This window comes from Nonomuraea sp. NPDC049269, from assembly GCF_043197155.1.
Taxonomy (GTDB): domain Bacteria; phylum Actinomycetota; class Actinomycetes; order Streptosporangiales; family Streptosporangiaceae; genus Nonomuraea.
Genome location: NZ_JBICSO010000013.1, coordinates 38318 through 51684, shown reverse-complemented (window position 1 = coordinate 51684; position 13367 = coordinate 38318). Strand labels below are relative to the sequence as shown.

13 protein-coding genes and 1 riboswitch are annotated in these 13367 nt (G+C 72.2%); of the genes, 9 read left to right on the top strand and 4 right to left on the bottom strand.

The window, feature by feature from the left end; translation table 11 throughout:
* Window positions 1-4: 4 nt before the first annotated feature.
* The 6 genes from ACGFNP_RS54200 (at window position 5) to alc (ending at window position 6331) form a co-directional block, all read left to right on the top strand.
* A complete protein-coding gene (locus tag ACGFNP_RS54200) occupies window positions 5-865 on the top strand; it encodes an FAD binding domain-containing protein (RefSeq protein ID WP_358318460.1) in 861 nt (286 codons plus the stop codon).
* On the top strand, window positions 865-1338 hold the full coding sequence (locus tag ACGFNP_RS54195; protein ID WP_358318461.1) for a (2Fe-2S)-binding protein: 474 nt from the start codon (window positions 865-867) through the stop codon (window positions 1336-1338). The genes ACGFNP_RS54200 and ACGFNP_RS54195 overlap by 1 nt, the downstream gene beginning before the upstream one ends.
* A gap of 59 nt (window positions 1339-1397) precedes the next feature.
* Window positions 1398-2774 carry an 8-oxoguanine deaminase gene (locus ACGFNP_RS54190; protein WP_393332562.1) on the top strand — a complete coding sequence of 459 codons (1377 nt, stop codon included), beginning with the start codon at window positions 1398-1400 and terminating at the stop codon, window positions 2772-2774.
* A gap of 122 nt (window positions 2775-2896) precedes the next feature.
* Window positions 2897-4036, top strand: a complete 1140-nt coding sequence (locus ACGFNP_RS54185; RefSeq protein ID WP_393331991.1) for a glycerate kinase — start codon at window positions 2897-2899, stop codon at window positions 4034-4036.
* A gap of 39 nt (window positions 4037-4075) precedes the next feature.
* Window positions 4076-5386 (top strand): allantoinase AllB, encoded by a 1311-nt coding sequence (allB, locus tag ACGFNP_RS54180; RefSeq protein ID WP_393331988.1) that lies wholly within the window; start codon window positions 4076-4078, stop codon window positions 5384-5386.
* Window positions 5387-6331 carry an allantoicase gene (gene alc, locus ACGFNP_RS54175; protein WP_393331985.1) on the top strand — a complete coding sequence of 315 codons (945 nt, stop codon included), beginning with the start codon at window positions 5387-5389 and terminating at the stop codon, window positions 6329-6331.
* Window positions 6332-6344: 13 nt separating this feature from the next.
* Here the strand turns inward: alc and pknB are convergent, their stop codons facing one another.
* The 4 genes from pknB to ACGFNP_RS54155 all read right to left on the bottom strand — a co-directional run bounded on the left by pknB (window position 6345) and on the right by ACGFNP_RS54155 (window position 10985).
* Window positions 6345-8267 (bottom strand): Stk1 family PASTA domain-containing Ser/Thr kinase, encoded by a 1923-nt coding sequence (gene pknB / locus ACGFNP_RS54170; RefSeq protein ID WP_358318465.1) that lies wholly within the window; start codon window positions 8265-8267, stop codon window positions 6345-6347.
* 381 nt (window positions 8268-8648) lie between these two features.
* Window positions 8649-9356: a thiazole synthase gene (locus tag ACGFNP_RS54165; RefSeq protein ID WP_393332559.1), complete on the bottom strand. Its 708-nt coding sequence runs from the start codon at window positions 9354-9356 to the stop codon at window positions 8649-8651.
* Between the two features lie 40 nt (window positions 9357-9396).
* Window positions 9397-9597 (bottom strand): sulfur carrier protein ThiS, encoded by a 201-nt coding sequence (gene thiS, locus ACGFNP_RS54160; protein WP_358318466.1) that lies wholly within the window; start codon window positions 9595-9597, stop codon window positions 9397-9399.
* The gene (locus tag ACGFNP_RS54155; protein WP_393331981.1) at window positions 9594-10985 is read right to left on the bottom strand and encodes an FAD-dependent oxidoreductase; all 1392 of its coding nucleotides are present in this window, start codon (window positions 10983-10985) and stop codon (window positions 9594-9596) included. Before ACGFNP_RS54155 ends, thiS begins: the two co-directional genes overlap by 4 nt.
* Window positions 10975-11092, bottom strand: a riboswitch (TPP riboswitch). It overlaps the preceding gene by 11 nt.
* Window positions 11093-11150: 58 nt before the next feature.
* Between ACGFNP_RS54155 and ACGFNP_RS54150 the strand changes: the two genes are divergently transcribed.
* Genes ACGFNP_RS54150 through thiE form a run of 3 tightly spaced genes read left to right on the top strand, consistent with a single transcriptional unit; the run spans window position 11151 to window position 13332 of the window.
* Window positions 11151-12314, top strand: a complete 1164-nt coding sequence (locus ACGFNP_RS54150; protein WP_358318468.1) for an FAD-dependent oxidoreductase — start codon at window positions 11151-11153, stop codon at window positions 12312-12314.
* Between the two features lie 30 nt (window positions 12315-12344).
* Window positions 12345-12719 (top strand): Rv2175c family DNA-binding protein, encoded by a 375-nt coding sequence (locus ACGFNP_RS54145; RefSeq protein WP_214637754.1) that lies wholly within the window; start codon window positions 12345-12347, stop codon window positions 12717-12719.
* Entirely contained in the window at window positions 12697-13332 is a 636-nt protein-coding gene (gene thiE / locus ACGFNP_RS54140; RefSeq protein WP_358318469.1) for a thiamine phosphate synthase, read from the top strand. Before ACGFNP_RS54145 ends, thiE begins: the two co-directional genes overlap by 23 nt.
* Window positions 13333-13367 lie beyond the last annotated feature (35 nt).

Here is a 13367-nt window from a genome sequence, read left to right as displayed (position 1 = left end):
AGCGATGGATTTCTTGCGCCCCACGACATGGGACGAGGCGCTGGCCGCCAAGGCGGACCAGCCCGAGGCGGTGCCCATCCAGGGCGGCACCGACGTGATGGTGGAGATCAACTTCGACGTGCGCCGGCCGGTGGCGTTGCTGGACCTGACCCGGGTGGCCGAGCTGCGGACCTGGTCCCTGGAGGACGGCCGCTACCGGGTGGGGGCCGCCGTGCCGTACACCACGATCATCGAGGAGCTCGGCGGCCCGCTGCCGGGCCTGGCGCAGGCGTCGCGGACGGTCGGCTCGCCGCAGATCCGCAACCGCGGCTCGGTCGGCGGGAACCTCGGCGCGGCCTCGCCGGCGGGCGACAGCCACCCGCCGCTGCTCGCCGCCGGAGCGGTGATCGAGGTGGAGTCGCGCGACCGCGGGGTCAGGATGATCCCCGCGCACGAGTTCTATCTGGGCGTCAAGCGGTCCGCGCTGGAGCCGGACGAGCTGATCAGAGCCGTCCACCTCGAACCCGCCGCTGGCCCCCAGTACTTCTCCAAGGTCGGCACCCGCAACGCCATGGTCATCGCGGTGTGCTCGTTCGCGGTCGCGCTGCATCCCGGCGAGGGCCGGGTCGGCACCGGCCTCGGTTCGGCCGCGCCCACGCCGCGCCGGGCGCTCGCGGCCGAGGAGTTCCTGCGCCGCGAACTCGACTGGAGCGCCAGGCTCGACCCCGCCGTGCTGGCGCGGTTCGGCGAGCTGTGCGCCCAGGCCGCCTCGCCGATCGACGACGTGCGCGGCACCGCCGACTACCGCAGGCACGCGATCGCCGTGATGGCCCGCCGCACGCTGACCTGGGCCTGGAACGACTACCGAGGAAAGAGGGCCGCCTGATGCGCGTCACCTTCACCGTCAACGGCCGCGAGGAGTGCGCCGACGACGTGTGGGAGGGCGAGAGCCTCCTGTACGTGCTGCGCGAGCGGGTCGGCCTGCCCGGCTCCAAGAACGCCTGCGAGCAGGGCGAATGCGGATCATGCACGGTCTACCTCGACGGCACGCCGGTCTGCGCCTGCCTGGTCGCCGCCGGTCAGGCCGAGGGCCGCCAGGTGCGTACCGTCGAGGGCCTGGCCGACGGCGACCGGCTCGACCCGGTGCAGGAGGCGTTCGTCGAGAGCGGCGCCGTGCAGTGCGGCTTCTGCACGCCCGGCCTGATCGTGCAGACCCACGACCTGCTGGAACGCGTCGACCGGCCGTCCGACGCGGAGATCCGCGAGGCCCTCGCGGGCAACCTGTGCCGCTGCACCGGCTACGAGAAGATCTTGGACGCGGTACGGCTCGCGGCCGAGCGAAAGGCGGCGACCAGGTGACGCCGCCGACGCAGCCCACCCCCGGGCAGACCGGTCCCGCGCAGACCAGGTCGGTGCAGATCGACAACGTCTACATCGCGCCCGTCGCAGGGCCCGAGATCCAATCCGGATATATCCGGATCGAGGGTGATCGGATCGCAGGCCTCGGCCCGATGGCCGAGGCGCCCGCCACCCCGGCGGCCACCCGGATCGACGGCACCGGCTGCCTGGCCACCCCCGGCCTGGTGAACACCCACCACCACCTCTACCAGTGGGCCTCGCAGGGCCTGGCCCAGGACGCGACGCTGTTCGAGTGGCTGACGGCCCTCTACCCGGTGTGGGCCGCCATGGACGCCGAGGTCGTCAGGGGCGCCGCGAGCGCGGGACTCGGCCACCTGGCCCTGTCCGGCTGCACCACCTCAAGCGATCACCACTACGTCTTCCCGAAGGGCCGCGGCGACCTGTTCGCCGCCGAGATCGAGGCGGCGCGCGAGCTGGGCATCCGCTTCCACCCGGCACGCGGCTCCATGGACCGGGGCGAGTCGCAGGGCGGCCTGCCCCCGGACGTCGTGGTCGAGCGGCTCGACGAGATCCTCGCCGCCACCGCCGAGGCCGTCGACGCCTACCACGACCCGTCGTTCTCCTCGAAGCTGCGGATCGCGGTGGCGCCCTGCTCGCCGTTCTCGGTCAGCGGCGAGCTGATGACCGAGGCCGCCGCCCTCGCCAGGGACCGGGGAGTGCGCCTGCACACCCACCTGGCCGAGACCCTGGACGAGGAGGAACACTGCCGCGAGCAGTTCGGCATGCGGCCCGTCGAGTACATGGAGAAGCTCGGCTGGCTCGGCCCCGACGTGTGGTTCGCGCACGCGGTGCACCTCAGTGACGCGGACATCGGCAAGTTCGCCGCCACCGGCACCGGCTCCGCGCACTGCCCCTCGTCCAACGGGCGGCTCGGCGCCGGAATCGCCAGGGTGTCGGAGATGCTGCGCCGCGGCGCGAACGTCGGCCTCGGCGTCGACGGCAGCGCCTCCTCCGAGCTGACCACGCTGTCCGGCGAAATGCGGCAGGCCCTGCTGTTCCAGCGGGCCGTGCACGGCCCCGGCGCGCTGACGGCCAGGCAGGCGCTCGAACTGGCCACACTCGGCGGGGCGCGCAACCTCGGCCGCCAGGACGAACTGGGCACGCTCGAAGCAGGCAAACTCGCCGACATCGCGCTGTGGCGGGTGGACGAACCGTTCGCCGCGGCCGTGACCGACCCGGTCTGCCGCCTGGTCTTCGCCACCCGCCAACCGCCGCTGGCCCGCCTGCTGGTCGGCGGCGAGACGGTCGTGGAGGACGACGAGCTCCGGACCGTCGCCCACGACGCCACCGGCCGCGCGGGCGCGCGGGCACACCGCCGCCTGACCCGGCTGGCCGAGGAACGCGGCATCACCGCGGCCAAGGAGGTTCACTCGTGACGACCTCGGACGATCGCGCCGGACGCCAGTTCGAGTCGCCGCCTACCGGGATGTGATGATGAATCGTCCCGTCTCCATGGATGCGGGACCGTTCGCCGTTCGTCACCGTTTGGGAGTTCGTAGTGGTTGAGCATGTGCTCGTTGCCCCCGACAAGTTCAAGGGGTCGCTGACCGCCGCCGAGGTGGCGGCCCACGTGTCGGCGGGGCTCGGCGTCCCGACGATCGAGCTGCCCGTCGCCGACGGGGGCGACGGCACCGTGGACGCCGTCGTGGCCTGCGGCTTCACCCGGGTCTCCCGCCAGGTCACCGGGCCGACGGGCGAGCCGGTCCAGGCCTCGTACGCGCGGCGCGGGGACACGGCCGTCGTCGAGCTCGCCGAGGCGTCCGGGCTGCGCCGCCTCCCCGGCGGCCACGAACCGCTCACCGCCACGAGCTACGGCACCGGCGAACTCGTCGCCGACGCGATCCGCCAGGGCGCCAAGCGCGTCGTCCTGGGCCTGGGCGGCAGCGCCTGCACCGACGGGGGCGCGGGCATGGCGCAGGCGCTCGGCGCCCGTTTCCTCGATGCTCAGGGCGACGAGCTGGAGTACGGCGGAGCGGCCCTGAGCAGGCTCGACCGCATCGACATCACCAGTTTCACGGATATGTCGGGCGTCGAGGTGGTGGTGGCCAGCGACGTCGACAACCCGCTCCTCGGCCCGCACGGCGCCGCGGCCGTCTACGGTCCCCAGAAGGGGGCGACGCTGGAGGACGTGCCGGTCCTGGAGCGCGCGCTCTCCCGCCTCGCCGCCGTTGCCACGCGGACGCACGGGCTCGCGGGCGCCGTCGAGCACGACGACGTGCCCCGCCCGATGGGCGTCGCCGGGGCGCCCGGCGCGGGGGCCGCGGGCGGCGTGGGGTTCGCCGCGCTGGCGTTCCTGCACGCGGAGGTTCAGCCGGGCATCGACTACCTCCTCGACCTGCTCGGGTTCGGGGAGCACGTCAAGGGTGCCCGTCTGGTGGTCACCGGTGAGGGCTCGCTGGACGAGCAGTCGCTGCGGGGCAAGGCCCCCATCGGCGTCGCCCAGGCGGCCGCCCGGGCGGGGGTGCCCGTGGTCGCCGTCTGTGGCCGCCGTACCCTGTCCGACGCCGAGCTCCAGGCGGCGGGCATCGAGGCCGCCTACGCGCTCACCGACCTGGAACCCGACCCGGTCCGCTGCATGGCCGACGCCGGCGCGCTCCTCGAACGCCTGGCCGCCAAGCTCGCCGCCGACCGCCTGTGACCGCTGTGGGCCAGGGGCTTTGACCAGGAAGGGGCGAACATGACCGGCTACGACCTCGTGGTCCGATCGCGCAGGACCGTCACCCCCGACGGAGAGCGGGCCGCTTCGGTGGCCGTTCGCGACGGCCGGATCGTCGCGATCGGCGCGTACGGCGACGCGCTCGGGGCGGCCGAGGACATCGACCTGCGCGATCTCGCGCTGCTGCCCGGCCTGGTCGACACCCACGTGCACGTCAACGAACCGGGCCGCACCCACTGGGAGGGGTTCGCCTCGGCGACCAGGGCGGCCGCGGCGGGCGGGGTCACCACGATCGTGGACATGCCGCTCAACTCGCTCCCGCCCACCGTCACGGTGGACGCGCTCGACGCCAAGCTGCGCGCCGCCGCCGGGCAGTGCCACGTGGACGTCGGCTTCTGGGGCGGGGCGATCCCGGGCAACCTCAAGGACCTGCGCCCGCTGCACGACCGTGGTGTCCACGGCTTCAAGTGCTTCCTGTCGCCGTCGGGCGTGGAGGAGTTCCCGCCGTTGAGTCCCTCGGAGGTACGGTCGGCGCTCACGGAGCTCGCCGGGTTCGACGGCCTCATGGTCGTGCACGCCGAAGACCCGGCGCTGCTCGCCGAGCCGACGGGTCCGACCTACCGGGAGTTCGTGGACTCCCGGCCGGGCGCTGCCGAGCGCAGCGCGGTCGAGCAGGTGATCCGGCTGGCCAGGGAGACCGGCGCCAGGGTGCACATCCTGCACGTCTCCAGCGCCGACTGCCTGGAGCCGCTGGCGGCCGCCCAGGCCGAAGGGGTGCGCGTCACGGCCGAGACCTGTCCCCACTACCTGACGCTGGCCGCCGAACAGGTGCCCGAGGGCGACACCGCCTTCAAGTGCTGCCCGCCGATCCGCTCCGCCGCCAATCGTGACCGGCTCTGGGACGGGCTGGCGAGCGGCGTGCTGAGCTGCGTGGTCTCCGACCACTCGCCCTCTCCGGCGGATCTCAAGGTGCCCTCGTTCGCGGCGGCCTGGGGCGGCATCGCCTCGCTCCAGCTCGGCCTGCCGGCCGTGTGGACGGAGGCGTCGCGTCGGGGGCACGGGCTGGCGGACGTGGTGCGCTGGATGTCCACCCAACCAGCGGCAATGGCCCATATTTCCCGAAAAGGCGCGATAAAGGTGGGCAATGATGCCGATCTGGTGGCTTTTGATCCCACCGGGGTCAACGCGGTCGACGCGGCCCGGCTGCACCACAAGAACCCGGTGACCCCGTACCACGGCCACCTCCTCAAGGGCGCCGTCCTCACCACCTGGCTCCGCGGCCGGCCCGCCGACGGCGTACCGCACGGAGCCTTCCTGTTGGGAGAGCAGTAGATGCCCCGCTTCACCGCGCTGCCCGACCTCGCGCTCCGTACCCTCGGCGGGTCGGTCGTCGCCGCCAGCGACGAGTCGTTCGCCGAGAAGGAGAGCCTGATCCGGCCGGGACGGCCCGGCTTCCAGGCGGAGACGTTCGGCAACAAGGGCCAGGTCTACGACGGCTGGGAGACCCGCCGCCGTCGCGAGCCCGGTCACGACTGGGCGATCGTCCGGCTCGGCCTGCCGGGTGTCGTGCGCGGCGTGGTGATCGACACGGCCTGGTTCAAGGGCAACTACCCGCCCCACGCGTCGGTCGAGGCCGTGGCCGTGGACGGCTACCCGTCGCCCGCCGAGCTCGCCGACGCCCCGTGGGTGGAGATCGTGCCGAGAAACGACCTCAAAGGCGACACCGAGCACCCTTTCGAGGTGACCGACGAATCCCGTTATACGCACGTCCGGCTGAACATGTACCCCGACGGCGGCATCGCGCGGCTGCGCGTGCACGGTGAGGTCCGGCCGGATCTGTCCCTGTACGACGGGCTCAGCCTCGACCTGGCCGCCCTGGCGAACGGGGGCCGCGTCATCGCCTGCTCCAACGAGTTCTACTCGGCCCCCGACAACGTCCTCGCCCCCGGGCTGGCCCGCCACCAGGCGGAGGGCTGGGAGACCGCGCGGCGGCGCGAGGAGGGGAACGAGTGGCTGGTCATCCGGCTCGCCGCCCGGAGCGTCATCCGGCTCGCCGAGATCGACACGACGAACCTGCTGTTCAACGCGCCCGGGTGGGTGTCACTGACCGGGTACGACGGTGACCGTGAGGTCGGGCTGCTGGCCAGGACGCGGTTGCAGCCCGACACCCCGCACCGGTTCCGGCTGGAGGGCGACGAGCCGGTCACACGGGTGCGCGTCGACATCTACCCCGACGGCGGGCTGGCGAGGGTCCGGCTCCACGGCAACCTCGCCTGACCGGCCGCCGAGGTCACTGCCAGAGGACGACCGTCGCGCCGGGCGGGCGCTCGCTGTTGCCCGCCGGGCGCTGGAACCGGACGACTCCATCCTTCGTGAGCTTGCGGACCTGCACCTTGAAGCCGAGCCCCTGTAACTCGTTGCGGGCGTCGTTGGTGTTCTTCCCCACCACCGACGGGACGAGCTGGAACTCCTGGTCGTCACGCGCCTCGTTGTCGCCCTTGAACCATTCCCAGAAGTCGGTCTGGCACCGGGCCACCGTGATCATGGCCTGTGCGCCCTTGTCGACCTCGGACTTGGCCTTCGGCGCCTGCGCGATCACCGTGCACGGCTCGGCGTCGTCATCAACCTCGTTGACCTGCACCCCGAAGCCCTGGGTGGTGAGGTAGTTGGCCGCCTCGTCCTTGGGCATGCCGGAGACGTCGGGCATCACCAGCCCCGCGCTGACGTAGATGTTGACCTTCGAGCCTTCCTTGACCTTCTCGCCCACCTCGGGGGAGGTGCGGATCACCTTGCCGCGCTCGACCCCCTGGTTGGCCAGCCGGCTGACGCGATTGACGTCGAGCCCGGCCTTGGCGACCGCGGTGCGGGCCTCGGGCTCGGACATGCCCTCGACGTTGGGCACCAGCACCCGCTTCGGCCCCAGCGAGGGCACCAGCGTGAGGACCGAGCCGCGCTTGAGCTCGACGTTCCGTCCCGGGTCGGTGCGGAGGACGAGGCCCTCGGCGATCTTCTCGTCGTTCTCGCCAGCGGCCGTCTTCACCTTGAAGCCACTGGTGGTGGCGGCCTTCTGGGCGACCGCCAGGTCCGTGCCGACCAGGTCGGGCACCGGTACGTACGTGGCCTGCGAGAAGTACCAGCCCGTCAACGCCACCGCCACCACCATGACGACGGCGAGCACGACCAGGAACCAGTTGGGCCGGAAACCGGCGCGCCGCGCGGGCACCTCCTCGCGCGGCTGGATCAACGTGTGGTTCGGCGCCGCCTGCGGCATCTGGAGCGGCGCGGTGCCGGGTCTGGAACCCGGCGCAGAGTACGGCATCGAGTGCGCCTGGGACGTCCGCGTGTGCGCCGGCGGCGTCGTCATACGGGGCAGCATGCGGTGCGCGTCCACGGCCGCCACCAGCATCGCGGTCGCGTCGGCGGGACGGTCGTCGGGAGAGCGCGCCGTGGCGTGCGTCACCAGCGTGTCGATCAGCGGCGGCACCTCCGGCACCACCGACGACGGCGGCGGCACGGTGTCATGGACGTGCCGGTAGGCCACCGACATCGGCGTCTCGCCGTCGTAGGGCTGCTGGCCGGTCACCAGCTCGAACAGCATGATGCCCGCCGCGTAGACGTCGCTCCGCACGTCGGCGCCGCCCGTCATGACCTGCTCGGGCGACATGTAGCCGATCGTGCCGATCATCACGCCGGTACGGGTCTGGTTGGTGGCCTCGATCGCCCGCGCCAGGCCGAAGTCCACCACCTTGACCCGGCCGTCGTCGGTGAGCAGCACGTTCTCGGGCTTGACGTCGCGGTGCACCATCCCGGCCTGATGGGCCGCGCCCAATGCCGCGAGCACCGGTATCATGATCTCCAGCGCTTCGCGGGCGGGCAGCCTGCCCCGGTCGCGCAGGGTGTCGCGGAGCGTCTTGCCAGGGACGTACTCCATCGACAGATAGACCACGTCGGTGTCGGTGCCCTGGTCGAAGACGTGCACCACGTTGGGGTGGGAGAGGCTGGCCACAGACTTGGCCTCGCCGATGAATCGCCGCACGAACGCCGGGTCCTCGGCGAGCGAGCGATGCATGACCTTCAGCGCGACCGTGCGGTCAAGCCGGACGTCTAGCGCCAGGTAGACGGTCGCCATACCGCCCCGCGCGATCCGGGACTCGATGCGATAGCGCCCATCGAGCAGCCGGCCGACCAGGGGGTCCGCAGTCGTCGTGTCCACCCCGCTGAGTTTACGGGCGTTTTGCCACTGGCAAGGCCTGACCATCCGAAACCGATGCCGAGCCGTGCTCGTTGGAATGCCCCCATTTTCCGCTTAATCGGACATAAGCCACCGACGTCCCGCCACTCCCACGCGGGCATCGGGCTGCGGGGGGTTGGGGTCTGGGGGATCTGCAGGCGTGCTGTCTGCCGGCCCGGGGTCTGCTGGACTGGGGTCCGCAGGCGTGCTGTGCGCGGGCGCTGCTGGGCGCTCGAGCACCACCCCATCCGGACGGAAGACCGTGGCCCGGCCGGACACCGTCGAGTGCCGGTCTGGTGCCGCGCCCGTCGGCGGCCGCGCCGAGGTGCGGGTGCAGGCTGCGCGGAAGGGCGCGGACCGGGGCTACGGGCTCGTCGGGGAGGAGGCCTCCGCGTAGCGGCGGCGGGGGATGCGGCCCGCCTGACGGGCGAGCCGGCCCGCCTGGACCGCCGCTCTCATGGCCGTCGCCATCAGGTCCGGCCGCTGTGCCCTGGTGACGGCCGTGGCCAGGAGTACGGCGTCGCAGCCCAGTTCCATGGCCAGGGCGGCGTCGCTGGCCGTACCGATGCCCGCGTCGAGGATCACCGGCACCGAGGCCGCCTCCACGATGAGCTCGATGTTGTGCGGGTTGCGGATGCCGAGGCCCGAGCCGATCGGCGCGCCGAGCGGCATCACCGCCGCACACCCGGCCAGCTCCAGGCGGCGCGCCAGCGCCGGGTCGTCCCCGATGTACGGCAGCACCACGAACCCGTCGGCCACCAGCCGTTCCGCCGCGTCGAACGTCTCGATCGGATCCGGCAGCAGCGTCCGCTCGTCGGCGATGACTTCGAGCTTGACCCAGTTCGTGCCGAGCGCCTCCCTGGCCAGCCGGGCGGTCAGCACGGCGTCGCCGGCGGTGAAGCAGCCGGCGGTGTTGGGGAGGACCTTGATGCCGCGCTCGCGCAGTACGTCGAGCACCGAGCCGGGCGCACCGGGGTCGAGCCGCCGCATGGCGACGGTCGTCAGCTCGGTGCCGGACGCGACCAGCGCGTGGTCGAGCACCTCCAGCGACGGCGCGCCGCCGGTGCCCATGATGAGCCGGGAGGAGAACTTCTCCCCGGCGATCAGCAGATCATCCACCTTGCACCGCCGTCAGAACCTCCACGCGGTCGCGGTCGCCGAGCGCCGTCGTCTCCCAGGCGCTCCGCGTCACCACCTCGTCGTTCACGGCCACGGCCACGCCGGTCGTGGCCGCCGTCAGCGTGAGTACGGCCTGCGCCACAGTGGTGCCGTCGGGCACCTCATGCGCGGCCCCGTTGATGGTCACATTCATGAAATATCCCGATACCTCAATGGCGAGCACAGCTCCGCCATCTCGCCCTCCTCGCCCAGCACAATGGCCGCCGTGAGCGGGGCCAGCAGCACCCCGCCCCGGTGATGCCCGGTGGCCAGCACCAGCCCCGGTGTGCCGCTGGGCCCGATGAGCGGAACGTTGTCCGGCGTGCCCGGCCGCAACCCCGCCTCCACGTCGGCCACCCCCAACTCGGTGACGCCCGGCACCAGCTCGCGGGCGTCCCGCAGCAGCTCGTACAGCCCGCCCGCCGTCACCCTCGTGTCGAACCCCAGCTCCTCCTGCGTCGCCCCGACCACCAACTCGCCATCACCCCTCGGCACCAGATAGACGGAGGCCCCGTGCACCGTCCCGCGCACGCACCTGCCGAGCAGCGGCTGGGGGGAACGCAGCCGCATGATCTGCCCCTTGACCGGCCGCACCGGAACATCGGCCAACCCGGCACTCCACGCCCCCGCCGCCAGAACGACCCGCTCGCCCCGGAACTCGTCGGGCACGTTCGCCTGGGTGGGGTCGCTCGCGGGTATGGCGTCCTCGCCGACCGGAGGCGCAGGCCGCACGGGGTCCTCGCCCGAGAGCTGGTGGGCATGAGGCGTGCGTCGTGCCGGGTCCTGAGCGGGTGGCCCGTCCGGGGCCGGCGACCGGTCCAGGGTGAGCGGCCTGTCCGGGGCGGGCGACGGGTCCGCGGGTGTGAGGCGTACACCTACGACCTTGTCGCCGTCGCGGAGCAGTTCGCTCACGCGAGCCCGTACGAGCGGGACGCCCAGGCGATCGAGGGCGGCCAGGAGCGCGGTGGTGACGCGGCGCGGGTCCACCCACGCGTCACCCCGGGCCAGCAGCCCGCCACGGACGGAGGGCGCCAGCATGGGCTCCAGCCGGCGGCACTCGCGCCCGGTCAGCCGTTCGACCGGTAGCCCCAACTTCTCCATGAACGCGGCCAGTTCCCCGAGCGCCGCCAGATCGTCGGTCCCGAACGCCACAGCGAGCGTCCCATCGACCCGGAAGTCCAGCCCGGCCCGCGCCGCGTCGCTGAGCCCCCTCATAGCCTCGTCAGACGCCCCAGGCCCGCTGGGCTCACTTCCGTCAGCCTCAAGCCCCGTACCAGCGCCAAAGCCCGTACCAGCCTCAAGGCCGGCGTCGGCGGCGAGTTCGGAGGCGAAGGACGGCCAGCGGCGCAGGCTGGCGAGGCCCAGCCGGAGCAGTGGTTCCTCTGTGTAGGTGACCTCACTCACCGGGGCCAGCATGCCTGCCGCCGCGTGCGAGGCCCCCGAGGCCGGAGCCGGGTCGACCACGGTGACCGGCCGTCCGGAGCGGGCCAGGCGCCAGGCGATGGACAGCCCGACGATCCCGCCGCCTACGACGATGTCCACATCCGCTCCCTTCGCCGGCATGATCCGGATCAGGTGTCTTGCGGTCGAAGGCCCGGTGCAGCCTTCCTCTCAGCCCGGTAAACGGCCGGACTCCCGCGCGTCTTACGCCCCCAGCCTACGGCCTCGGCGCGACGATCCGGCACGGCCCCCGTTATGGTCTTGAACGTGAATCATGTCGTGGTGGCAGGCGCCGGACTGGCGGGCGTACGTAGTGTCGAGGCGCTCCGCGCGAGAGGGTTCGACGGCAGGATCACCCTCATCGGGCAGGAACGGCACCGGCCCTACGATCGCCCGCCCCTGTCGAAGGCGGTGCTGTCCGGCAGCAGTGACTCCAGCTTCGTCGACGCCGACCTCGCGGTGCTGGAGGTGGACTTCTGGCCGGGCGTCTCGGCCAAGTCGCTGCGGCCTGGCGTCGTCGAGACCTCCGAGGGCGAGCTCGGCTATGACGGTCTGGTCATCGCCACCGGAGCCGAGCCGATCACGCTGCCCGGCGACGGCCAGCAGCACGTGCTGCGCACCCTGGACGACGCTCTGGAACTGCGCGCCCGGCTCGTCAAGGGCGCCCGCGTGGTGATCATCGGCGCCGGCTGGATCGGCGCCGAGGTGGCCACCGCCGCCCGCCGGGCCGGCTGCGCGGTGACCGTGATCGAGGCCGGCCCCACCCCGCTCGCCCAGGCGGTCGGGCCCGAGATCGGCGCCCGCACCCAGGGCTGGTACGAGGACATCGACCTGCGGCTCGACACTCTGGTCGGCTCCGTGGACGAGGGCGGCGTCACGCTGGCCGACGGCCGCTTCATCGAGGCGCACGTCGTCGTCACCGGCGTCGGGGTGCGCCCGACCGTCGGCTGGCTGGCGGGCTCCGGCATCGACCTGGACAACGGCGTCGTCACCGACGAGCACATGCGCACCTCCCTGCCGAACGTCGTGGCGGTGGGCGACTGCGCCGCCTGGTGGTCGCGCCGTTTCGAGACCCGGCTCAGGGTCGAGCACTGGGACGCCGCGCTCAACTCACCCGAGGTGGCCGCCGTCTCGCTGCTGGGCGGGGACTCGGTGTACGACCCGGTGCCCTATTTCTGGTCCGAGCAATTCGGCCACATGGTCCAGTACGCGGGCCACCACCCGGCCGGAGACCGCCTCCTCTACCGGGGCGAGCTCGAAGGCAAATGGTCGGCCTGCTGGCTCAATTCGGACGACACCCTGGCCGCGGTACTCGCCGTGGATCGGCCACGGGATCTCGTACAGGGCCGCAGAATCATCGAAGGCGGCCACCGCGTCGACGCCGAACGCCTGGTAGATCCCGACGTCTCCCTACGGGATTGTGTTGTTTGAGCAAGCACGGCATGTGGTAGTTGTGGTTTCGTGACGCTTTCTGTTGCGCAGATCGACCGGGAGACCGACCAACTCGTCGCCGAGTGGCTCACTCTCCCCGAAGTGGCCGCGCGCCTCGACCTCTCACTGGGGCGGGCCAAGCAACTCCTCAAGGACCGCAAGCTGCTGGGTGTACGCCGGGGTGGTGGCGGGCCACAAGTGCCCGCGGTGTTCCTTGACGGAAAGGACGTGATGAAGGGCCTGCCTGGCACCCTCTCGGTGCTGCGGGACTCCGGTTACGACGATGTCGAGTCGCTCCGGTGGCTCTTCACCCCCGACGACTCCCTGCCTGGCTCGCCTGTCGACGCCATCAGGGCCGGTCGTCATACCGAGGTCAAGCGGCGTGCCCAAGCCCTCGCTTTCTGACGCCCGCCTCTACCTCTGCACAGACGGCCGCCGCGAACGCGGTGATCTGGCGGACTTCCTCGACGCGGTGCTGGCCGCCGGCGTGGACATCGTCCAGCTGCGGGAGAAGGGGCTTGAGGCGCGCGAAGAGCTCGCGCTCCTCGAGGTCTTCCGCGACGCCTGCGACCGGCACGGCAGGCTGCTGGCGGTCAATGACCGGGCCGACATCGCCTACGCCGCCCGGCCCGACGTGCTCCACCTGGGGCAGGACGATCTTCCGGTGAAGGTCGCGCGAGAGATACTCGGCGACGACGTCTTCATCGGACGGTCCACCCACTCCACCGCCGAGGCGTCCGCCGCAGCTGTGGAGGAGGGCGTCGACTACTTCTGCTGCGGTCCTGTCTGGCCCACGCCGACCAAGCCGGGCCGCCACGCGCCGGGGCCGTCGCTGCTCCGGCACGCGGCGTCGCTGGGTGGCGGGCGGCCGTGGTTCGGGATCGGCGGGATCGACCTTGCCAATCTCGACCAGGTCAGGTCGTACGGGGTCGAACGGGTCGTGGTGGTACGCGCCATCACGGACGCCGACGATCCGGGCGCCGCGGCAGCGGAGTTCGCCAAGCGCCTCGCCGGCTGACGGGTGCGGCGCCTGGCCCCTGCGATACGTCGTGC